Origin of the sequence: Blautia sp. MSJ-36, from assembly GCF_018917985.1 — a bacterium.
GTDB lineage: Bacteria > Bacillota > Clostridia > Lachnospirales > Lachnospiraceae > Blautia_A.
Window position 1 is genome coordinate 35,322 of the sequence record NZ_JAHLPQ010000001.1, and the last position, 22,818, is coordinate 58,139.

The following is a 22,818-nucleotide window of genomic DNA, read 5'->3' on the forward strand; positions in this document are numbered from 1 at the left end:
ATGAGTAAGCTTGAAATGCAGCAGTGCGTGCTGGGACAGGTGTTTACCAACTGTTATTTTCTGAAGAATAAGGAGACCGGAGAGCTGCTGATCGTAGATCCGGGAGACTATGCGGAGAAGGTTTTTCAGAAGGTAGCTCTTATGCAGGGAAAACCGGTGGGAATCCTTCTGACCCATGGCCATTTTGACCACATCATGGCTGTGAAGGAAGTGAAGGAAAAATATCAGATCCCGGTTTATGCCTGCAGACAGGAAGAAGCAATGCTGGCTGAGCCCACAGTAAATATGACTGCTGTTTATGGAAGATCCTGTTCCATTAAGCCGGATGTTCTTCTGGATGACGGTCAGATTTTTGAAGCAGCCGGATTTTCCATCCAGATGTTCCATACACCGGGACACACCAAGGGAAGCTGCTGCTACTATATTGAGGATGAGGGCGTACTTTTCAGCGGAGATACATTGTTCTGTGGCTCTGTTGGAAGGACCGATTTTCCAGGCGGAAGTTCCGCGGAGATCGTAAGAAGCCTTCACAAGCTTGTGGATACATTGCCGGAGGATACAGAAGTATTTCCGGGACATGACACATCCACAACCATTGGTTACGAAAAGAGGTATAATCCATTTGTATAAGATTGGCATTTTGTTTCAGAACAGAGATTTTGAACATGATGTGTATGAGCTGATCAAAGCGTTTTACCCCGGAAATGAGATCACTTCTCTTTATGAGGAAGATGATGCGGATTATGATATCCGCTTCCGGGTTTCCCGTGATGAAGAAGGTTATACCATCAGTTACGATAACGGAATAGAGAAAAAAACAGCCCATGGGGCTGTGACAGAAGGGCAATCCAGTGGAGAAGCTTCGGATGCCCTTATTTCTTGCGATGACGCCCATGATACCCGCAGAAAAAATAAGGACGCCATCAAATATGCCCTGTATCAGATGCTTTCCAGTGTTACAGGAAAGACGCTTCCCTGGGGTAATCTTACAGGTATCCGTCCTGTAAAAATGGCCATGGGTATGCTGGAGTCTGGAATGAAAAATACAGAGATCGCCAGATATATGAGGGAACAGTATCTGGTAAGCCCGGAGAAAACAGCACTTGCAGTTACCATTGCCAACCGTGAGAGGGACATCCTGAAAAATATTGATTATGAGAACGGTTACAGCCTTTATGTGGGAATTCCTTTCTGTCCAAGTATCTGTCTGTACTGTTCATTCAGTTCCTATCCCCTTGAGAGATGGCGTAAATACGTAGAAGACTATCTGGATGCACTGATCAAAGAGATCCAGGCGGTTTCCAAGATGATGAAGAACCGGAAACTGGATACAGTTTATATCGGCGGCGGAACACCGACCACACTGGAACCGGATCAGCTTCGGCGGCTTCTTGGCGCAATCACAGAATATTTCCCCTGTGAGGAACTGGAGGAATTTACGGTTGAGGCAGGAAGACCGGATAGTATCACTCTGGAAAAACTTCAGGCGATCCGGGAATTTCCGGTTACCAGAATTTCCGTAAATCCACAGACCATGAATCAGGAAACCCTGGATATTATCGGCAGACGTCACACGGTAGAGCAGACAAAAAATGCATTTCATCTGGCAAGAGAAGCCGGGTTTGACAACATTAACATGGATCTGATCGTGGGCCTTCCAGGTGAGGATATCACGAAAGTGCAGCATACACTGGATGAGGTAAAAGCTCTCGGGCCGGACAGCCTGACGGTACATTCTCTTGCTGTGAAGCGTGCGGCAAGACTGAATATTTTCCGCGATCAATACCAGGAGATGACTTTTGAAAATAATCAGGAGATCATGAACCTGACCATGAAAACTGCCTATGAGATGGGAATGGGCCCTTATTATCTGTATAGACAGAAGAATATGAAGGGAAATTTCGAGAATGTAGGTTATTCTGAGGTTGACAAAGCAGGGATTTACAATATACTGATTATGGAGGAAAAGCAGCCGATCATCGCACTGGGTGCAGGTGGTTCCTCCAAGCTTGTGTTTGATCATGGTCAGAGGATCGAGCGTGTGGAAAACGTAAAAGACGTTCTCAACTATATTACGCGCATCGATGAAATGATCGAGAGGAAACGCGAGGGCATTGCAAAATGGCTGTAGACGGAAAGGAGAGACGGATCCTTGAAAAGCGTACAGAAGATAAATGAAACTACGCAGGACCGGATTCTGGAAATGGATCTTTCCGCAGAACTGAAACATGGAGTTGTTGTCAGCAATCTTGCCTATGATGTGGCAAAGGAGCTTGGCCTTGGTAAGGAAGAATGTTATCAGCTGGCCATTGCCGGAATGCTCCATGATATCGGCAAGCTGAAGCTGGAAGGATATATCAACGGACAGGAACAGAATCCGATGGTCATTGAAGAACTGAAGTATGTCCGTATGCATTCTACTTTGGGTTATGAGATCCTGAAAGATCAGGGATATTCAGATTACGTTCTGGAAAGTATTCTCTACCACCATGAGAATTTTGATGGCAGTGGTTACCCCAGTAACAAAAGCGGCGAAGAAATTCCCATAGGTGCCAGAATCCTGAGAGTGTGTGATGTATATGCAGCGTTAAGCATGGACAGACCTTACCGGAAAGCACTTGAGAACGATGAGGCCTTAAAACTTATGATCGATGAGATTAAAAACTTTGACATGCAGGTGTTTCTTGCATTTCAGAGGGTGATTCATAAAGGAGGAAACTATGGCATTAAAAAAGAAACCGGTTACAGGAATGAAGGACATTTTACCGAAGGAAATGGCAATCCGTAACTATGTGATGAATATGATCAGAGAGACGTACGGAACCTTTGGTTTTTCCGCGATCGAGACTCCCTGTGTAGAACATATTGAGAATCTCTGCAGCAAGCAGGGCGGTGAAAATGAAAAACTGATCTTCAAGATCATGAAGAGAGGCGAGAAACTGAAACTGGATACTGCAAAAACAGAAAATGATCTGACAGATTCCGGACTTCGTTATGACCTGACTGTACCGCTTTCCAGATATTATTCCAATAATGCAAACGAGCTTCCGGCTCCGTTTAAGGCACTTCAGATGGGAAATGTATGGAGAGCTGACCGTCCGCAGAGAGGTCGTTTCCGTCAGTTTATGCAGTGTGATATCGATATCCTGGGTGAGCCGACCTATCTTGCCGAGATCGAGCTTGTACTTGCAACAACAACACTTCTTGGAAAACTGGATTTCCATAACTTTACGATCCGTATCAATGACAGAAGGATCCTGAAGGCAATGGCTCAGTACAGCGGATTCCCGGCAGAGAGCTTTGATACTGTCTTTATTATTCTTGACAAGATGGATAAGATCGGCATCGAGGGTGTTGCTGAGGAGCTTGAGAAAGAAGGATTTGCAAAAGAGAGTATTGACACTTATCTGGGACTTTTCCGTGAGATCACCAACGATGTTGAGGGTGTCCGTTATATTAAAGAGAAACTTTCCGATGTTCTGGATGCAGGTATCGCAGAGGATCTTGAGACCATCATCAATACGGTAGAATCTGTAAAAACAGCAGATTTCAAGATGTCCTTTGATCCGACACTGGTACGTGGAATGTCCTATTACACAGGTCCGATCTTCGAGATCTCCATGGACGAGTTCGGTGGAAGCGTCGGCGGTGGCGGACGTTACGATGAGATGATCGGCAAGTTCACAGGAAATAATACCTGTGCCTGCGGTTTCTCCATCGGATTTGAGAGAATCGTTATGCTGCTTCTTGAGAAAGGTTATGAGATCCCGACCAAGAATGGCAAGAAAGCATACCTGATCGAGAAGAATATGCCGGCAGACAAGCTTCTGAACATCCTGAAACAGGCAACAGAGGAGAGAAGTGCCGGTACACAGATCAATATCTCCATTATGAAGAAGAACAAAAAGTTCCAGAAAGACCAGCTGGCAGCAGATGGTTATACAGAATTTGTAGAGTTTTTCAATAGAGACTGAAATTGAGGAGGATAAAGAGATGGCTGAAAGCATGCAGGGACTGCACAGAACCTGCCGATGTGCAGAAGTGACCACAGAGATGGTCGGAAAAGAAGTAACATTAATGGGATGGGTGGCAAAAGCCAGAAATAAAGGAGGTCTTGTGTTCGTAGACCTTCGTGACCGTTCCGGAATCATGCAGCTGATTTTTGAAAATGGCAGCATTGACGAGGAAGGTTTTACAAAAGCCGGCAAACTCCGTAGCGAGTTTGTCATTGCCGTAACCGGTACTGTAGAGAAACGTGGAGGAGCCGTAAACGAGAATCTTGCAACAGGTGAGATCGAGCTTCGTGTAAAATCCCTCCGTGTTCTTGCTGAGGCAGATGTACCGCCATTCCCGATCGAGGAGAACAGCAAGACAAAAGATGAGATCCGTCTGAAATACCGTTATCTTGACTTAAGAAGACCGGATCTTCAGAGAAATATCATGATGAAGAGTAAAGTTGCTCAGCTTACAAGACAGTTCTTCACAAACGAGGGATTTCTTGAGATCGAGACACCAATGCTTGGAAAGAGTACTCCGGAGGGAGCCAGAGACTATCTGGTACCATCCCGTGTTCATCCGGGAAGCTTCTACGGACTTCCACAGTCTCCGCAGCTGTACAAACAGCTTCTGATGTGCTCCGGATTTGACCGTTACATCCAGATTGCAAGATGCTTCCGTGATGAGGACCTTCGTGCTGACCGTCAGCCGGAGTTCACACAGATCGATATGGAGCTTTCTTTCGTAGACGTAGATGATGTTATCGATGTTAATGAGAGATATCTTGCATTCCTGTTCAAAGAAGTTCTGGACATCGATGTAAAACTTCCGATCCAGAGAATTACCTGGCAGGAAGCTATGGACCGTTTCGGTTCTGATAAGCCGGATATGCGTTTCGGCATGGAGCTTCATGATGTCAGCGATATCGTAAAAGACTGTGGTTTCGGTGTATTCACAGGTGCTCTTGAGAACGGCGGAAGCGTTCGTGGTATCAACGCAGAAGGCCAGGGCGCAATGCCGAGAAAGAAGATCGACAAACTTGTTGAGTTCGTAAAAGGCTACGGTGCAAAAGGCCTTGCATACATTGCCATCGCAGAGGACGGAACCAGAAAGTCTTCTTTTGCCAAATTTATGACAGATGAAGAGATGGATGCTCTTGTAAAAGCTATGGATGGAAAACCGGGAGATCTTCTTCTTTTCGCAGCAGATAAGACAAAACTGGTATACGATGTACTTGGTGCCCTTCGTCTTGAGCTTGCAAAACAGATGGATCTTCTTGACAAGAACGAGTACCGTTTTGTATGGGTAACAGAGTTCCCGCTTCTTGAGTGGAGCGAGGAGGAGAACCGTTTCACAGCGATGCACCATCCGTTCACTATGCTTATGGAAGAGGATCTGCCGCTTCTTGACACAGATCCGGGAAAGGTCCGTGCAAAAGCATACGATATCGTTCTTAACGGAAATGAGATCGGTGGCGGTAGTGTCCGTATCCATCAGGATGATATCCAGGAGAGAATGTTTGAGGCACTTGGATTCACAAAAGAAGCTGCACATGAGCAGTTCGGATTCCTTCTGGACGCTTTCAAATACGGAGTTCCGCCTCACGCTGGACTGGCATACGGCCTTGACAGACTTGTTATGCTTATGGCAAAGGCAGATACCATCCGTGACGTTATCGCATTCCCGAAGGTAAAAGATGCTTCCTGCCTGATGACTCAGTCACCAAGCCAGGTAAGTGAGGCACAGCTTCACGAGCTGGGACTTGATCTTGAGCCTGCGAAGGAAGAAGAGGAAGAATAAAAATCATGCAGCCGACAATCTATACATTTCTGATCGTTTGTCCACTTGTATTTCTTGCCGGATTTGTAGATGCTGTAGCAGGTGGGGGAGGACTGATCTCCCTGCCTGCTTATCTTTTGGCCGGAGTTCCCATACATAATGCTGTTGCTACTAACAAACTGTCGTCGGCAACGGGAACTCTGATCTCTACGGTACGTCTGTGTAAGAATAAGTTTGTAGACTGGATTCTGGTACTTCCGTGTATCCCGATGGCGCTTCTGGGATCAACAATGGGAGCACATGTAGCACTTATTGCCAGTGATAAAATCTTGCGTTATATGCTGATCCCGGTACTTCCGGTGGTTGCTTTTTATGTATTGCGTAAGAAGAATATGGATGAAAAAGGCGGAGAGATCGCCAGAAAGAAGCAGATTCTGATCTGTGCCTTATGTTCTCTTGCGGTGGGATGTTATGATGGTTTTTATGGCCCGGGAACAGGAACTTTTCTCCTGCTTCTGTATACAGGACTTGGAAAAATGAGCGTGGCAAAAGCGTCCGGTACCATGAAGGTCACCAATCTTTCTTCCAATGTAGCAGCCCTTACCGTATTTCTGCTCAGCGGAAAGATCGTGATCATGCTTGGAATCGCAGCGTCTGTATTTTCTATTGCCGGACATTATACCGGTGCGGGAATGGTCATGAAAAACGGAAGCCGGATCATCCGGCCGATTATCCTTATAGTCCTTGCACTGCTTTTTATAAAGATCATATCCGGAGTATAAAAAATACCCGTTTGGATTTTGCTGCCTGTCAGGCGGAAACAAAATCCAAACGGGTATTTTTATTTGCAGAATAGATTTTTATTCATTATCATCAGAATCGGAAGCGTTTTCATCTTCGGCAGCATCTTCCGGGACCGGGGAAGCGGTAAGTGTTCCGAAAATAGCATTTCCAAGTTCTGTGCCGGCATCCTCTAGTTTCCAGGAGACACCGTCATTTGTCAGATGAAAAGTTGCATTAGCCGTAGTTGTAGTTGTATTGTTTTTTATGCTGTCAAGAAGCAGTTCATGAGATTTATTATACCGTTTCTGAGAACCGTCTATAACTGCGTCTGCTGATGCAAGATAGGTATTCAGTTCTTCTTCGTACTGAGAGAGGATCGAATCACTGTCAAAAGTAGTCAGATCCGCCTGAACTTCTGCAAGATAACCGGAAACAGAAGTATCGGTGATTTTATAATTGAAGCAGGAATGAAACTGCTCCATAAGCGCGGAGGCAATTGCATTTTTTGCAGGATCTGAAGTATTCAGAATGGAATCCAGTCCAAGATAATTGGACATCTGCTGCACATCCATTTCCTGCAGTGTTTTTAGATAAACGCCAAGAGTTTCATCGGGTGGTACAAGATCCGGATCGGACAGATAAGTGATCAGACCACCAACCAGGTCATTTTCAAGAGAATAGCTGTGTGTGATCTCCCAGTTTGGATTGGAGGAAGATCCATGATTAATCAGCTGAATGGAAGCGTTACGATCTACGGTTTTGTAGGAATTGTTTTTCAGAAGCTTATGGAGCCGGAGATAACGCTGTTCCAGGGAATTTTCATTTTCTTCTGTGTTTTTATCACCAGAGGCGGCTTTTAGTATTTCGTCCTGAAGGCTCTGGGATACAAAATCCCTGGCAAGTGCCTGAGCGTCCAGAGTGGTAAGCCGGAGTTGGGCAGAAGCGGTTTCCTGATTCTGATCTGTAGAGACATCCAGAATTTTATAATCAAAATTCTGAAAAAAAAGAGAAAAAACTTCCTTTATATCATCAGAAAGTTCTGTATTATCATCAGAATCCGGGAACAGTTCCTGGTACGATATGTATTTCATGGTTGTTTCAGAATCCAGATTTTTCAGAAGATCCAGATCTTTTTTGATTGCTTTCTCTGCGGATGTTTTTGCCGAATAAGAGCAGCCACATACAGAAACTGCCAGAAAAACAAAAAAGAAAGCCAGCAGGTATTTCACTGTCTTCATATCGTTCTTTCCTTTCAAAAAAATTTACATCTCATTTTATCAGATATCGCATCAAAAGTCAAAAATCCCTTAAAACTATACGATTTTTATAAAAAAACGGTGAAAAATTTGTGAAATTTGCATCGTTTTCCGCAAAGACTTTTCTTTTTCGGTTCAATCTGCTATGATATTTTAAGTAACTTGTAGTTTCCACATTATGCTGGGAAAAGGGGACAGATATGAAGAAACGTATTTTAATTGCCCTTGGGATTCTGATACTGGCAGCGGGGATTGGAGCTGGTGGCTGGTATTATTATACACACCATGCAGGATCCAAAAGTGGCAGTGATACTGTATATGTAACGAAGATAAGTAAGCTTTCAGAAATGGACTCCGGAGTGGAAAATCGCTACGCTGGTGTAGTGGAACCGCAGGAAACCGTTCAGGTAAAAATTGAAAGCGGACGGAAAGTAAAAGAAGTACAGGTAAAAACCGGTGAGGAAGTAAAAAAAGGTCAGCTTCTTTTTCAGTATGATCTGGGAAGCATCCAGCAGAGCCTTCAGGAAGCACAGCTGGCACTGGATCGGCTTAAAAATGAGGCTTTAAGTATTTCAGATCAGATTACAACTCTGGAAGCTGAGAAAAAGAAAGCTACAGCAGACAATCAGCTTTCTTATACAATAGAAATTGAAACTCAGAAAATGAATCTCAAGAAGAATGAATATGATCAGAAGAGTAAACAGGCGGAAATTGAAAAACTTTCCCAGGCCACACAGAATACAGAGGTTCGCAGTGAAATTGATGGTGTGATTCAGAAGATTGATACTTCGAAGATGGGCGGAGATGATTCAGATGGCGTAGATGATACGCTCACAGAAGGCTCCTCTGATTCTGGTGATTCCGGTTCCGGAGACAGTTCCAGTAATGCATTTATCACAATTTTAAGTACGGGAGCCTATCGTGTGAAAGGAACGGTAAATGAGGTGAACCGGGATTCTATCATAGAGGGAACGCCGGTAATTATCCGCTCCAGAGTTGACTCGTCCAAGACATGGAAAGGAACCATGGGTTCTGTGGATATGGATAATTCCGCAAGTAATAACAGTTCGGATATGGCAATGTTTGGAATGTCCAGTACCAGCGATGATCAGACTTCGTCCAGTACATATCCGTTCTATGTGAATCTGGATTCCTCTGACGGCCTGATGCTCGGACAGCATGTTTATATTGAGCTGGATGAAGGACAGGATGACAATAAAGTAGGTATCTGGCTGAATGATTATTTTATTGTGGATGCAGATACAGACAGTCCGTATGTGTGGATTGCAGATGCTGGAAATAAACTGGTGAAGAGGGATGTTGTGCTTGGACAGTATGACGAAAATCTTGCGGAATATGAAATTGCCGATGGACTTACTGAGAAAGATAAAATCGCATTTCCGACAGACGAACTGAAAGAAGGTATGTCTGCTGTGGAGGGAACTGCTGATCAGACAACATCTGCCATGTGGGACACGTCGGATGAAGAAGATTCTCTGGATGAAAGCGGAGAAGATTACAGTGATCTGGAAAGTGACGGAGCTGAGCCGGAGATGATCGAGGACAGCGATATGACAGATGCGACAGAGGACATTTCTTCGGGAGATGATCTTGTTCCGATGGAAGGAGCGCCGACGGAATGATTTTGGATTTAAAGGGAATATATAAAGATTACCAGCAGGGGAAAATGACAGTTCCTGTATTAAAAGATGTTAATTTTTCCATGGAAGAGGGAGAATATGTGGCGATCATGGGGCCATCCGGTTCAGGAAAAACCACTCTGATGAATATCATCGGATGTCTGGATAAGCCAACAAAAGGCTCATTTCTTCTGAATGGGGAAGATATTGCGAAGTGTTCGGAAAATGAAATGTCAGATCTCCGTCTGAAAACAATTGGATTTGTATTTCAGAGTTTTCATCTTCTTCCGAGACAGAGCGCACTGACCAATGTGGAACTGCCGCTGAATTATGCAAAAATTCCGAAAAAAGAGCGGAGAGAGCGGGCGTTTAAAGCTCTGGAACGTGTGGGACTTGCGGACAGAGTGAATTTTAAGCCCAATCAGTTATCCGGTGGACAGATGCAGAGAGTTGCCATTGCAAGAGCAATTGTAAATAATCCAAAGCTTCTTCTTGCGGATGAACCGACCGGTGCGCTGGATACCAAATCAGGTGCACAGGTTATGGAACTTTTTCAGAAACTGAATGATGAGGGAGTTTCTGTACTGATGATCACGCATGATCCGGAAATTGCGGCACATGCCAAGAGAGTTGTCACAATCCGGGATGGAGAGCTGCAGGAAAAGAGGTGATAGCATGAAAGTGGTGAAAAGAGTTATTGTTGGCGTACTGGTTGTGGCACTGGCAGCCGGAGGAATTTACACAGGACTTGTGCATGTGAAAAAAAATAAGGTGACAGAAGTGCCGGTAACCAGCGTCAGCAACCTCCTGACGGACTGGTATTCGGAAACAACACTGGATGGAACCATCACCACAAATGTTTCTCAGAATATAAACATGGATAAAGATATGATCATTGAGAAAATTTATGTTTCTCAGGGAGACGATGTAAAAAAAGGAGATAATCTGATCTCTTTTGATATGACACTTGTGGAAATGGAGTTGAATATTGCAAAACTGAAACTCCAGAAACAGGAACAGGATCTTACAAAAGCACAGAACCGTCTCACAAGTCTTCAGAATGGCGGGCCTATTGAGGACAGTACAGACAGTACCGACGAACTGGATACTTCCACAGGAGATACCGGCAGTGCCGGAGATGATGAAATGTCTTCAACAGATCCTTCTTCCAGCGGAAATGGAGATGGAGATATGCAGTCTACGACGGGGTCAGCAGCAGAGAATAGAAGCGACAGTTACCTAGCGGCTGCGACTCAGCCATTGCTCCTCAGCGCTTTTACAGATGTAGAATCCGATTCTACAGAGGATATTTCCGGGCAGATGGAAGATGTTCAGGGAGAAGAAGTTCCATCTGCCGGCAGTGCAGACCAGGAATCAGAAAGTACAGAATCCGGTTCTGATGGTTTGGGTGATGGATTGATTATGGAGCCGTCCTATCAGGATCCGGAGGTAGATGACATTACAGACGGAGAAAATCCGACTGAAAATCCGGATGAACCTGCAATATCAGCTACCCCTACGCCGACACCTACTTTGGGACCAGATGAACTTCCTGATCCCAATGGAAACGGAACAGAACAGGAAATTCCCGGAATTACAGACGGAGAACCGGAGTTTTATCAGAAACTGGATGATACATCGCAGCCTTTTACAGGAACAGGAACAGAAGAGGATCCATATGTTTTTCTTGTAAGTAGTGCAAAAGGCAAGGTTACAGTTATGGGTTCGTTTTTTAACCGGATGGCAGGTTACAGTGCAGATGGAACCAAAGTAGTGCAGGAAGGTGGCAGCTGGTTTCAGCTGGAATTTCACGAAAATGATACCATTGCTGATTTTCAGGACAGAAAACTTTCCTGTACCGGCTATTATCTGATTGATGGAAGCCTTCTGGAAAACCCAGTTTATATGTATGCAGAGACAGAGTTTACGTTGGATGGAGCATCCACCTATGATGACACCACAGATGACGAAATTCCGGATGACGGCAGCGCTGGAGACGACAGTACAGATAGCTCAACCATGTCAAGAGAGGATGCCATCAAGATCCAGAAGAACAAGATTGCAAGCCTGAAACTGGATATTGAAGAAAATAATCTGAATATCACTAAACTTGAAAATAAAGTAAAAAATAAGCTGGTAACGAGCAAGCTGGACGGAACCGTAGCTTATATCGGGGATGAGGCGACAGGTTCCTACAATGGAGATGCTTTTTTGAAAGTAAAAAGTAAAGATGGCTTCTATGTAACCGGAACAGTCAGTGAGCTGATGAGGGACCAGATGCAGGAAGGAGCACTTCTTCAGTGTACCAGTTATGACTCGGGAAGCTTTGAGGCAAAAGTGCTGAATGTATCGGATTATCCGGTAGAATCTTCCAGCTATTTCTCTTATGGAGGGGATTCCAACCCGAATGTATCTTATTATACTTTTAATGCGGAAATTACAGACCGGTCACTGCAGTTTACAGATCAGGATTATGTAACGGTATCACTGAAATCCAATAAACTTGCCAAGGGAAGTCTGGTTGTAATGAAAGCCTTTATTCGGACGGAAAATGGAAACAGTTATGTTTACAAAGATGTTAAGGGAACTCTGAAAAAGCAGCAGATTACCGTGGGAAGTATTGTAAACAGCGGATATTATGCAGTGGTAACCGGTGGACTGAAATCGGATGATCTTCTGGCATTTCCTTATGGCGATGCAGTTACAGAAGGGGCCAAAACAAAAGAAGTAACATTGGATGATATGTATAATCAATAACGGAGAGGAGAAATTTCATGCTTGAAAATATACGCCTGGCTTTTCAGGGAATATGGTCACATAAGATGAGATCCTTTCTGACCATGCTTGGTATTATTATTGGTATTGCATCTATTATTGCAATTGTATCTACGATTAAGGGAACCAGTGAACAGATTAAAGAAGATCTGATTGGTTCCGGAAATAACACGGTACAGGTACTGCTCTATGATGGAGACAGCACTTACGATATGGATTACGGATCATATGGAAGTTCCGCTACTCCGCCGGTGATTTCCGATTCTCAGAAAACAGCGATTGCGGATCTGGATCATGTGATCAGTTCCACTTTTTATTACAGCAGCCAGTCTGCAAGTGTTTATTATAAGAACACAAGCTTTCAGGGTGGAACTGTGTACGGAATCGACAGCAGCTATCTGAAGACGATGGGATATCTGGTTCAGTCCGGACGGGGTTTTGTGCAGAAAGATTATGACAGTTACCGGAAAGTTGCCCTTGTGGATTCCAATGCCGCACAGAATATTTTCGGAAGTGAGAATCCTGTAGGAAAAACCATTGAGGTGGGATCAGAGCCTTATATTATTGTAGGAGTGATTACTCAGAGCGAGGATAACATGCCGAAGATCAATACACTTTCGGAATATGAGGAATATTCCCAGACAATTATGGGAAGCGTGATGATTCCGGATGCTACCTGGCCTATTGTATTCAAATTCGATCAGCCACAGAATGTAACTGTCCGTGCAGACAGTACGGATAACATGAGTTCTGTAGGAAAGGCTGCAGAGGATGTCTTAAATACAGGAATCCAGAATGAAAAAAGCAATTCCAACTTTAAATATAAAGCGGAAGATATCATGGAGAAGGTTAAAAATCTCCAGAAACTCAGTGAGAGTACTAATCAGCAGCTTATCTGGATTGCAAGTATTTCTCTTCTGGTTGGTGGAATCGGTGTTATGAATATTATGCTGGTATCTGTCACAGAACGTACCAGTGAGATTGGATTGAAAAAGGCCATCGGGGCAAGGAAAAAAGTCATTCTGGGACAGTTTTTGACAGAGGCTTCGGTGCTGACCAGTATCGGAGGAATTATAGGAGTAGTTCTTGGAATTATACTGTCAAAGGTGGTGGCCCAGGTGTCCGGGGCACCGACGGCTATCAGTATTCCGGCTATTATCGGCTCAGTAGTATTTTCCATGCTGATCGGCCTGATCTTCGGACTTCTTCCATCTGTGAAAGCTGCCAATTTGAATCCTATTGATGCCCTTCGCAGTGAATAATACAGATAATTAAAAATACAGCACATGCATAAAAAAATCTTTTTTGATTGCATGTGCTGTATTTTTATGCTGGAAAACGTATGGGAAGAACAATGGTAAATGTTGCGCCGCCGCCAGGAGTTTCGGAAACCGCAATAGTTCCGCCATGAAGAGAAACAATCTCCCGGGCGATGGAAAGTCCAAGGCCAAAATGTTGTTTATCTTTTCTGGAAGAATCCATGCGGTAGAAACGGCGAAAAACATCTTCTCTGGAAGTTTTCGGAATGCCTGGCCCATTATCGGAAACAGAAAAGCAGAGCTTGCCGGATTGTGTTTTCTGTATGGATTAAGGGAATTTATATCTATACCCGGGGAAAATTCTCTTTCCGTTTTTCTGGAAGGAAGTTATCCGGATCAGGATCGGGCAGAAGAAATTTTAAAAACAGTCCGGAAACAGGAAAATAAGACAGCCATCCAGGCAGAACGGATACAAGGCATTTTTCGCGGAACGGCAGCGTTTGTTTTGTCACTTTTGCTGTATATATGGCAAAAAAAGAAAGCATAAATAGAATTTTTACAGGTTTTTTAAAGATCACGAAAAAAGCATGGCAGAATCTCCGGATTGTGTGTTATAATACTTCATAAGTGGGCAAATATAAAAACAGAAGGAGATAATTTCATGAAGGTTTTGGAAGGTAAATCTGTATTTTCCGGTATTGCGATCGGTAAGATCTCAATTCTTCAGAAAGTTGACACCAGTGTAAAACGTGTTCACGTGGAGGATCCGGAAGAAGAGGTAAAGCGTGTGGAGGCAGCCAAGGAGCAGGCTGTGGCACAGCTTCAGAAGCTTTATGACAAGGCTCTTCAGGAAGTTGGAGAGTCCGGAGCGGCAATCTTTGAAGTTCATCAGATGATGCTTGATGATGATGACTATCTGGATTCCATCCACAACATTATCCGTACAGAGTCTGTAAACGCAGAATATGCGGTTGCAACAACTGGCGACAACTTCTCATCTATGTTCGCACAGATGGACGACGATTACATGAAGGCAAGAGCTGCTGATGTGAAGGATATTTCCGACCGTCTGGTACGTGTACTTTCCGGTCACGGTGACGGAAATCTTGAGGCATCGGAACCGGTGATTGTAGTTGCGGAAGATCTTGCACCAAGTGAGACCGTGCAGATGGACAAGAGCAAGGTACTTGCATTTGTTACAAGAAAAGGTTCTTCCAACTCACATACCGCGATCCTTGCAAGAACTATGAACATTCCGGCACTGATCAATATTGAATACGACGAGTCCATGGACGGAAAAATGGCAGTCGTAGACGGAAAGAGCGGAAATCTGATCGTTGATCCGGATGCGGAGACCCTTAAGAAATACGAAGACCTGCGTGCAGATGAACTTGCACAGCGTGCAATGCTCAAGGAACTGAAAGGAAAAGAAACTGTTACCAAGAGCGGACGGAAACTCCACCTTTACGCAAACATCGGAAGTACCGGTGATGTTGCCAATGTACTTGCCAATGATGCAGAGGGTATCGGACTTTTCAGAAGTGAGTTTGTATATCTGGAAAAAGAAGATTACCCTACAGAGGAAGAGCAGTTCCAGGTTTATAAGACTGTAGCACAGAACATGGCCGGCAAAAAAGTCATTATCCGTACTCTGGATATCGGAGCAGACAAGCAGATCGATTATTTCAACATGGCACACGAGGAGAATCCTGCAATGGGATATCGTGCGATCCGTATCTGTCTGGACCGCCCGGAAGTATTCAAGACACAGCTTCGTGCACTTTTCCGCGCAAGCATGTTCGGAAATATTTCCATTATGTATCCGATGATCATCTCCGTAACAGAAGTAAAACAGATCAAGGCCATCGTAGCTGAGGTGAAAGCAGAGCTTACCGAGCAGGGCATTCCGTTCCGCGATGATGTGGAGCAGGGTATCATGATCGAGACTCCGGCTGCTGTTATGATCAGTGACCTTCTTGCAAAAGAAGTTGACTTCTTCAGTATCGGAACCAATGACCTCACCCAGTACACATTGGCGATCGACCGTCAGAACGCGAAACTGGATAACATTTATGATTCTCATCATGAGGCAGTTCTCCGTATGATCCAGATGGTTGTGGACAATGCACACAAAGAGGGCATCTGGGCTGGAATCTGTGGTGAGCTTGGTGCGGATACCACTCTTACTGAGAGATTTGTGGAAATGGGACTGGACGAGCTTTCTGTATCTCCGACCTTTGTGCTTCCGGTCAGAAAGATCGTAAGAGAAATGGAATAAGACACAGATCATAAATGGATAAAGATATTTTCCATAAATAATGTGACAGCTGCTGTACATCAAAATCTGTATGGCAGCTGTTTTTTACGGAATATTTATGGAAAATACTCATGGGAAATTTCCAATTGTGATATAGAAAAAAATATGATACACTACAATTATGGCTTTTTTAGGGCGGTTTAAAGAATTAGTCCATCAGGGGCTGATGTATTAATTCTTTAGACCGCCGAGAGAACAAACCAGGAGGGAATAGATAATGGGCAGAATCGCCATTGTAACAGACAGCAACAGTGGTATCACACAGTCCCAGGCCGAAGAGCTTGGTGTTTATGTGATTCCGATGCCGTTTTATATTAATGAAAAAATGTACCTTGAAGGTGTAACTCTCACACAGGAAGAGTTTTATGAGAAGCTTAAAAAGGATGAAACGATTTCTACATCTCAGCCGAGTCCGGCAGATCTTTGTGATCTGTGGGATAAGCTTCTGAGAGATTATGAAGAGATCGTTCACATCCCAATGTCAAGCGGACTGAGCGCATCCTGTTCTACCGCAATGGGACTTGCCATTGACTATAACGGCCGTGTTCAGGTAGTAGATAATCAGAGGATTTCCGTAACACAGAGACAGTCCGTAATGGATGCAAAGATGCTCGCAGAGGCAGGAAAAAGCGCAGCAGAGATCAAGAAGATCCTTACAGACCAGAAATTTGATTCCAGTATCTATATCACACTGGATACCCTGAAATATCTGAAAAAGGGCGGAAGGATCACACCGGCGGCAGCAGCTATCGGAACAGTTCTGAACCTGAAACCGGTACTGCAGATCCAGGGAGAGAAACTGGATGCCTATGCCAAGGTTCGTGGCAAGAAGCAGGCCAAACGTGCCATGCTGAAAGCCATGAAGAATGACTGGGAGACACGTTTTAAGGAATATGTATCCAATGGTGAGATGTGTCTGCAGGCTGCTTATACAGGTAATCTGGAAGAAGCAGAAGAATTTAAAAAAGAGATCCAGGAAGTATTCCCGGGAGTGGAGATACATATGGATCCCCTTTCCTTAAGTGTTGCCTGCCATATCGGTTACGGTGCCCTTGCAGTTGCATGCTCAAGAAAAGTGACATTATAAGCATAAAATACAGAAACAAAGATATGAGGAGTTTGAAACATGAAGAAGATTATGGAACAGATGGCGGAAGAACTTTCCGCAGCATTTGAAAAAGCAGGTTACGATCCGTCCTACGGTAAAGTTACTGTTTCCAACAGACCGGACTTATGCGAATATCAGTGTAACGGTGCCATGGCTGGAGCCAAAACATACCACAAGGCTCCGTTTATGATTGCGGATGATGTGGTAGCGCAGCTCTCAGACAGCCAGATCTTTTCCAGAGCAGAAGTTGTAAAGCCTGGATTTATCAACCTGGATGTGAAGACGGAATTCGTTGCGGAATATATGAATAAGATGGCAGAAGATGAGAAGCTTTCCGTTGAAACTGCCAAGAACCCGAAGACGATCATCATCGACTACGGCGGACCAAACGTTGCCAAACCCCTTCACGTAGGACATCTCCGTTCTGCGATCATCGGCGAGAGCATCAAGCGTATCGGACGTTTTGTAGGACACAAGGTGATCGGCGATGTGCATCTTGGAGACTGGGGCCTTCAGATGGGACTGATCATCACAGAGCTGAAACACCGGAAACCGGAGCTGGTATATTTTGATGACAGCTTTACCGGGGAATATCCCACAGAAGCACCGTTTACCATCAGCGAACTGGAAGAGATCTATCCATGTGCCAGCGGCAAGTCCAAAGAGGACGAGGCTTACCGCAATGAAGCACTGGAGGCAACCCATCTTCTTCAGCAGGGCAAACCTGGATACATGGCTCTCTGGAATCACATTATGAACGTATCTGTAACAGACCTTAAGAGAAATTATGCAAATCTGAACGTAGAATTTGACCTCTGGAAAAAAGAATCCGACGCGCAGCCGTACATTCCGGATATGGTAGAGGATATGAAGAAACGTGGGTTCGCCTATGAGGATCAGGGAGCTCTTGTTGTAGATGTAAAAGAAGAGAGCGATACCAAGGAGATCCCTCCGTGCATGCTTCTGAAATCTGACGGAGCTTCCCTGTATACAACCACAGACCTTGCTACGATCGTAGAGCGTATGAAGCTCTTCCAGCCGGATGAGATCCTTTACGTTGTTGATAAGCGTCAGGAACTTCACTTTATCCAGGTATTCCGCTGTGCAAGAAAGACCGGTCTTGTAAATCCGGAGACCAAACTTTCCTTCCTTGGTTTCGGTACCATGAACGGAAAAGACGGTAAACCGTTTAAGACAAGAGAAGGCGGTGTTATGCGTCTGGAGAACCTGATCGCAGATATTGATGAAGAAATGTACCGCAAGATCGTGGAGAACCGCAGCGTAAAAGATAAAGATGCCAAGGATACTGCCAAGATCGTAGGACTTTCCGCAATCAAATACGGAGATCTTTCCAACCAGGCAACTAAGGATTATATCTTTGATGTTGACCGATTTACTTCCTTTGAGGGAAATACAGGCCCGTACATCCTTTATACCATCGTACGTATCAAATCCATCCTGAACCGTTATGTACAGGAGGGTGGAGATTTAAGCGCGGGCAAGATCCTTCCGGCAGTCAATGACAGCGAGAAGAACCTGATGCTCCAGCTTTCCGGCTTTGCGGCAATGGTTGAGAATGCCTTTGAAGAAAAAGCACCACATAAGATCTGTGCATATATTTACGAGGTATCCAATGCATTTAACAGCTTTTACCATGAGACAAAGATCTTAAGCGAAGAGGATCAGGCACAGAAGGAATCTTTCCTTCAGCTTCTCCAGCTTACAAGAAGAGTGCTTGAGACAAGCATCGACCTTCTTGGATTCTCTGCACCAGACCGTATGTAAGGTACAGCTTTAAAGATTAAGGTATAAGCATCATAAATAATGACAACTCGCCAGGATACAGGGACAGGAAGAAATTTTTTGTCAGCGGTATCCGGCGGGTTGTTTTTTTACTCTGTTTTTATTGGGCAAAAGCTCTTTGCAAAAGGAATGTGACATGCTATAATAAAATCCATCTTGAACGAATATGGATCTTATATATTTGTTTGCAGTTATTTATCTGATTCTATTTTTTCTGAAACCGGAATTCACCGGATGATCCCAAACAAATAAGAAATATAATTACAAATAGTATCTGGCAGAAATGAGAGGAAGGTGATCTGTCTGATTGGAACTGTCCTGAAAGAACGTTATTGCGTTATAGAACGGATTGGACATGGCGGAGGCGGAAGCCTGTATCTGGCGAAAGATATGGAACTTGGCATTTTTCGTGCTGTGAAGGAAATCCCCCTCGCAAAGAAAAAAGAAGCCATGCTGATGCAACGCCTGGAACATCCTGCGATCCCAAAGATTGTGGATTATATGGAAACAGAAGAATATTGCTATCTGATCATGGAATATATCAAAGGTCAGTCACTGGAAGAACTTCTTTGTTCAGGAAAAATTTTTTCCATACAGGAAACGCTTATAAGGGGAAAAGAGATTGCCAGAGTACTGGGTTATCTCCACAGCCGGAAACCGCCGGTCTGCTATGGAGATCTGAAACCGGATAATCTGATGATCTCTGAAACCGGACATCTGTATTTGGTCGATCTGGGAAGTGCCATGTCTGATCGTGGAAAAAGAAAACAGATCTGTGAAGGAACGAAAGGCTATGCGGCACCGGAGCAATATCAGGGTTACTTAAGTCCGAGGAGCGATATTTATGCCCTGGGGAAAACCATGGAAAAACTTTGCGGAAAAAAGAAATGGCAGTGCTTTTTATATCCGGAATTTTTCTGGTTTCTGTTTCGATGTACCAGAAAACAGGAAAAATACAGATATTCGGATATGTCATCAGTTCAGAAAAGGATCCGGAAACTGGAAAACCGATATCAGACAGTTACCTGGCGAAAACGTTTTCTGGAAGTGGTTGCCGCCGGGGTTCTGATAGGAGTATTATTTTTGACAGCGGGATTACTGAAACAGGAAGCGTTTTCTGTGGCGCTCTCAGAAGTAACAGACCTGTATTACGAAGCCAGACAGTATCCGGAAGACTCTAGGAGCCGGAAAAGGTACTGCATAACAGCGGAAAAGAAACTACAGAACTTAAACAGAAATTACAGGGAAAAAGAACAGCAGCGCCGTATTGAGCTGTTGCTGGCATGGAATGCGGAGCTTTTGCAGGAACCGGAGAAAGCGGCTTTGTATTATGAAAATATTCTTCTGTATGATGAGGAATATCCTGTGGCCTACGGAGAGTATGGAATGTTTTTACTTCGGATCGGTCAGAAAGAAGCCAGCAGAAAACTGTGGGAAGATTATAAAAAGAAAGAAAAAGCAGAGCTGTTGGAGAAAGGTGAAAGCAGGAATCTGAAACTTTGGGAGGAGATCAATGAGAAAAAGACGAAAGAATGAACGGCAAAAATGCTGCTCGGCTGCATTAGCTCTGTTGATCTTATGCAGCTGGATGGTCAGCTCTATCATCGTTTATGGATTTGATATGTCAGGGATGGATAGTTTTGATACCGGTGGATTTGATATGAATGTGGGAGAAGGAGCCGGGCAGCTGCCGGAAGACTGGGAAGGAAGTTATGGAGGAACAGAAAATGATAACAGTAACCGGGATACTGAAAAAACGGGAGAAGATCCAAATACCGGGACAGTGACAGAAAATGAACAGGAAGATTCTTACCAATGGAACCCGGATTTCCAGGCAGAAGAAGTATATTCTCCGGAAGAAAATTCCATGGAAAACGAAAATACTGCATCAGAAAATTCCGGTGGTAACGGAGAAAGATATGAATTTCAGGAACCGGATATCCAGGAAAATGAAAATCCGGGGACAACCATTGAGGAGGAAGCAAATACAGTTAACACACCGGCAGAAGGACTTACGGAAACGTCGGCACCAACAAAAACACCAATGCCAACAAAACCACCGGTTCCCACACAGACATCGTCAGCAATTCTATCTGCGACGCCGGTTCCAAAATCAGTTCGTAAATCAATTCAAAAGCCAACAGCAGGCGCATCAAGGAAAAAGAAAGACCAGAATCCGGCATTATCCTACTACCAGACAGAACCAGCAGAAACGCCGGATAAGAAAGCGGAAAAAGAACAAACACCGACGATCCATGCAGAAATAGACGGTAACAGGGTTCAGATAGAGATCAGACCGGATATTCCCTTCCAGATTCTTTCATTTCGTATCAACGGAAAAGAATGTGATTTTTACTGGTATGGGAAAAAACTCCTGGCGAAATTGCCGGAAAAAACCAGAAAGCCCTGGAAAGCAGAACTTCTTGGTTTTGTGAAATCCGGGAAGCTGTACCATGAAAGCATGGACTTAACAGAAAAACAGTGATACAATAGGCATACTTACTGATTTTTTGCACAACAGGAGGAATTTATGTATAAAGCAATCTTTTTTGACCTGGACGGAACACTGACAGAATCCGGAGAGGGAATTACGAAATCTGTACAGTATGCACTGGAGAAACTTGGAGTTTCAGCATCGGATCTGGAGCCGCTGAAAGTTTTTGTAGGACCGCCGCTTCTGGATCAGTTTATGAAATATGCAGGATTTGATAAAGAGACAGCACAGAAGGGAATCGAATATTACAGAGAACGGTATTCAGAAAAAGGAATGTATGAGAACACCGTTTATCCGGGTGTGGAAAATGCCCTGGCGGAGCTGAAACGTCGTGGCTACCGGCTGGCTGTGGCGTCTGCGAAACCTACTTTTTACGTGACACAGATCATGGATCATTTTAATCTGAGCCGTTATTTTGAGGTGATCGCAGGAACGGACCTCAACGGTCCGAAAGTTTCCAAATCCCAGGTGATCGAGGAAGCGCTGGAAAGAATGAGCCTTTCCGATCATCGTGACCAGGTGATCATGGTGGGAGATCGGGAGCATGACATTCTTGGCGCCAGACGATGCGGGATCCAGTGTGTGGCTGTATCTTACGGATATGGCAGCAGAGAAGAGCTGGAGGCGGCACAGCCCCTTCAGATCGTAGCTTCCGCAGATGAACTTCTGAATTTTTTCGACTGACCCCTCTGCACAGACAGAACATTTTTCAAATGGTGTGGAGGGAACTTTATCCGGTAGGAATCCATTATCTGATCGGACAGATCCTTGGAAGTGCCGTGCTTCTCTGGCTGGTGAATCATGTCAGCAATGCACAGGAATCTTATTACAGTTATACTCTGGTAATCACAGGACTTACGGGAGTGCTGGTTATGTTTCCGGCAGTATATTTTTACCGGAAAGACTGTATAGGAAGGCTGATCGGTGGTTTAACTTCCATTGAAGAGCAGAGGCTTTCTGTCCCGGAAATGCTGCTTCTTCTTGCGGCAGGAGCCGGATTTGCCCAGTATGCCAATGTGCTGGTGGCGATCTTGCAGAACTGGATCTCATCCAGCTATGGAGAGACTATGACGAAGATCACTTCAGGGAAAAGTCTTTTTATGATGATTTTCTGGATGGGAATCGTAGCACCAATTGCGGAAGAAATGATCTTTCGCTGGCTGGTCTATCTGAGACTTCGGGATCATTTTTCCGTACTGGTTTCTGCTGTGATCTCCGCTGCATTTTTTGGAATCTACCATGGAAATGTCCTGCAAGCTGTATATGCGTTTATCCTGGGAGGACTTTCTGCGTGGTTCCTGGAGATGGGCGGCAATAAGTGGACCAGTGTGCTGATGCATATCGGAGCCAATACCTGGATACTTATTTTCAGCGAATATGCTCAGACCCTGGTAGAAAAAACAGGAGCAGGAAGTCTTCTGATAATCTATGGTGTCTTTGCAGTGGTGATGATCGGAGGATACCAGTATTTTGCACGCCGGGGAGAAAAGAGAGGTTACCGGGCTGTTTAACTGTTAACCGGATGTAGATTGTAGATGTTCGATAGCTGTCTGTCCCTGGATCGGGCGGAATGAAAGATGAAATGTAAATAATTGTTTTTTACAGAGG

At 44.4% G+C, this 22,818-nt stretch carries 19 protein-coding genes; 17 read left to right on the top strand and 2 right to left on the bottom strand.

What is annotated here, in order from left to right; genetic code table 11:
- From KQI39_RS00190 to KQI39_RS00215, 6 genes are read left to right on the top strand one after another with little or no spacing between them, the layout of a single operon-like run.
- Positions 1-630, top strand: a complete 630-nt coding sequence (locus tag KQI39_RS00190) for an MBL fold metallo-hydrolase (protein ID WP_216415660.1) — start codon at positions 1-3, stop codon at positions 628-630.
- Positions 578-2,131: a coproporphyrinogen dehydrogenase HemZ gene (hemZ, locus tag KQI39_RS00195; RefSeq protein ID WP_216415662.1), complete on the top strand. Its 1,554-nt coding sequence runs from the start codon at positions 578-580 to the stop codon at positions 2,129-2,131. The genes KQI39_RS00190 and hemZ overlap by 53 nt, the downstream gene beginning before the upstream one ends.
- A 21-nt stretch (positions 2,132-2,152) precedes the next feature.
- Positions 2,153-2,788, top strand: coding sequence for an HD-GYP domain-containing protein (locus KQI39_RS00200; RefSeq protein ID WP_256443711.1), 636 nt, complete (start codon positions 2,153-2,155; stop codon positions 2,786-2,788).
- Positions 2,721-3,974: a histidine--tRNA ligase gene (hisS, locus tag KQI39_RS00205; protein ID WP_216415665.1), complete on the top strand. Its 1,254-nt coding sequence runs from the start codon at positions 2,721-2,723 to the stop codon at positions 3,972-3,974. The genes KQI39_RS00200 and hisS overlap by 68 nt, the downstream gene beginning before the upstream one ends.
- A gap of 19 nt (positions 3,975-3,993) precedes the next feature.
- The gene (gene aspS, locus KQI39_RS00210) at positions 3,994-5,796 is read left to right on the top strand and encodes an aspartate--tRNA ligase (protein WP_216415667.1); all 1,803 of its coding nucleotides are present in this window, start codon (positions 3,994-3,996) and stop codon (positions 5,794-5,796) included.
- Positions 5,797-5,801: 5 nt separating this feature from the next.
- Positions 5,802-6,557 (top strand): TSUP family transporter, encoded by a 756-nt coding sequence (locus tag KQI39_RS00215; protein ID WP_173762318.1) that lies wholly within the window; start codon positions 5,802-5,804, stop codon positions 6,555-6,557.
- A gap of 78 nt (positions 6,558-6,635) precedes the next feature.
- Here the strand turns inward: KQI39_RS00215 and KQI39_RS00220 are convergent, their stop codons facing one another.
- Positions 6,636-7,796, bottom strand: coding sequence for a hypothetical protein (locus KQI39_RS00220; RefSeq protein WP_216415669.1), 1,161 nt, complete (start codon positions 7,794-7,796; stop codon positions 6,636-6,638).
- Positions 7,797-8,014: 218 nt separating this feature from the next.
- Here KQI39_RS00220 and KQI39_RS00225 point away from each other — a divergent pair, with 218 nt between their 5' ends.
- The 4 genes from KQI39_RS00225 to KQI39_RS00240 are packed head-to-tail and all read left to right on the top strand — an operon-like array spanning position 8,015 to position 13,491.
- The gene (locus tag KQI39_RS00225) at positions 8,015-9,457 is read left to right on the top strand and encodes an efflux RND transporter periplasmic adaptor subunit (RefSeq protein WP_174096067.1); all 1,443 of its coding nucleotides are present in this window, start codon (positions 8,015-8,017) and stop codon (positions 9,455-9,457) included.
- Entirely contained in the window at positions 9,454-10,125 is a 672-nt protein-coding gene (locus KQI39_RS00230; RefSeq protein ID WP_148446501.1) for an ABC transporter ATP-binding protein, read from the top strand. The genes KQI39_RS00225 and KQI39_RS00230 overlap by 4 nt, the downstream gene beginning before the upstream one ends.
- Before the next feature lie 4 nt (positions 10,126-10,129).
- On the top strand, positions 10,130-12,211 hold the full coding sequence (locus tag KQI39_RS00235; RefSeq protein WP_216415671.1) for a hypothetical protein: 2,082 nt from the start codon (positions 10,130-10,132) through the stop codon (positions 12,209-12,211).
- A 17-nt stretch (positions 12,212-12,228) separates the two neighbouring features.
- Positions 12,229-13,491 (top strand): ABC transporter permease, encoded by a 1,263-nt coding sequence (locus tag KQI39_RS00240; protein WP_148446497.1) that lies wholly within the window; start codon positions 12,229-12,231, stop codon positions 13,489-13,491.
- Between the two features lie 64 nt (positions 13,492-13,555).
- Here the strand turns inward: KQI39_RS00240 and KQI39_RS00245 are convergent, their stop codons facing one another.
- Positions 13,556-13,813, bottom strand: coding sequence for a sensor histidine kinase (locus KQI39_RS00245; RefSeq protein WP_216416079.1), 258 nt, complete (start codon positions 13,811-13,813; stop codon positions 13,556-13,558).
- A 336-nt stretch (positions 13,814-14,149) separates the two neighbouring features.
- Here KQI39_RS00245 and ptsP point away from each other — a divergent pair, with 336 nt between their 5' ends.
- The 7 genes from ptsP (at position 14,150) to KQI39_RS00280 (ending at position 22,721) form a co-directional block, all read left to right on the top strand.
- Complete coding sequence (gene ptsP / locus KQI39_RS00250; RefSeq protein ID WP_148446493.1) at positions 14,150-15,766, top strand: phosphoenolpyruvate--protein phosphotransferase; 1,617 nt, start codon at positions 14,150-14,152, stop codon at positions 15,764-15,766.
- A gap of 256 nt (positions 15,767-16,022) precedes the next feature.
- Positions 16,023-16,892 (top strand): DegV family protein, encoded by an 870-nt coding sequence (locus KQI39_RS00255; RefSeq protein ID WP_177290201.1) that lies wholly within the window; start codon positions 16,023-16,025, stop codon positions 16,890-16,892.
- Between the two features lie 39 nt (positions 16,893-16,931).
- A complete protein-coding gene (gene argS, locus KQI39_RS00260; protein ID WP_148446489.1) occupies positions 16,932-18,698 on the top strand; it encodes an arginine--tRNA ligase in 1,767 nt (588 codons plus the stop codon).
- A gap of 312 nt (positions 18,699-19,010) precedes the next feature.
- On the top strand, positions 19,011-20,252 hold the full coding sequence (locus KQI39_RS00265; protein WP_173762316.1) for a protein kinase domain-containing protein: 1,242 nt from the start codon (positions 19,011-19,013) through the stop codon (positions 20,250-20,252).
- A complete protein-coding gene (locus KQI39_RS00270) occupies positions 20,230-21,201 on the top strand; it encodes a hypothetical protein (protein ID WP_148446485.1) in 972 nt (323 codons plus the stop codon). Before KQI39_RS00265 ends, KQI39_RS00270 begins: the two co-directional genes overlap by 23 nt.
- 45 nt (positions 21,202-21,246) lie before the next feature.
- The gene (locus tag KQI39_RS00275) at positions 21,247-21,894 is read left to right on the top strand and encodes an HAD family hydrolase (RefSeq protein WP_148446483.1); all 648 of its coding nucleotides are present in this window, start codon (positions 21,247-21,249) and stop codon (positions 21,892-21,894) included.
- Between the two features lie 29 nt (positions 21,895-21,923).
- Complete coding sequence (locus KQI39_RS00280; protein ID WP_253293006.1) at positions 21,924-22,721, top strand: CPBP family intramembrane glutamic endopeptidase; 798 nt, start codon at positions 21,924-21,926, stop codon at positions 22,719-22,721.
- Positions 22,722-22,818: the final 97 nt, after the last annotated feature.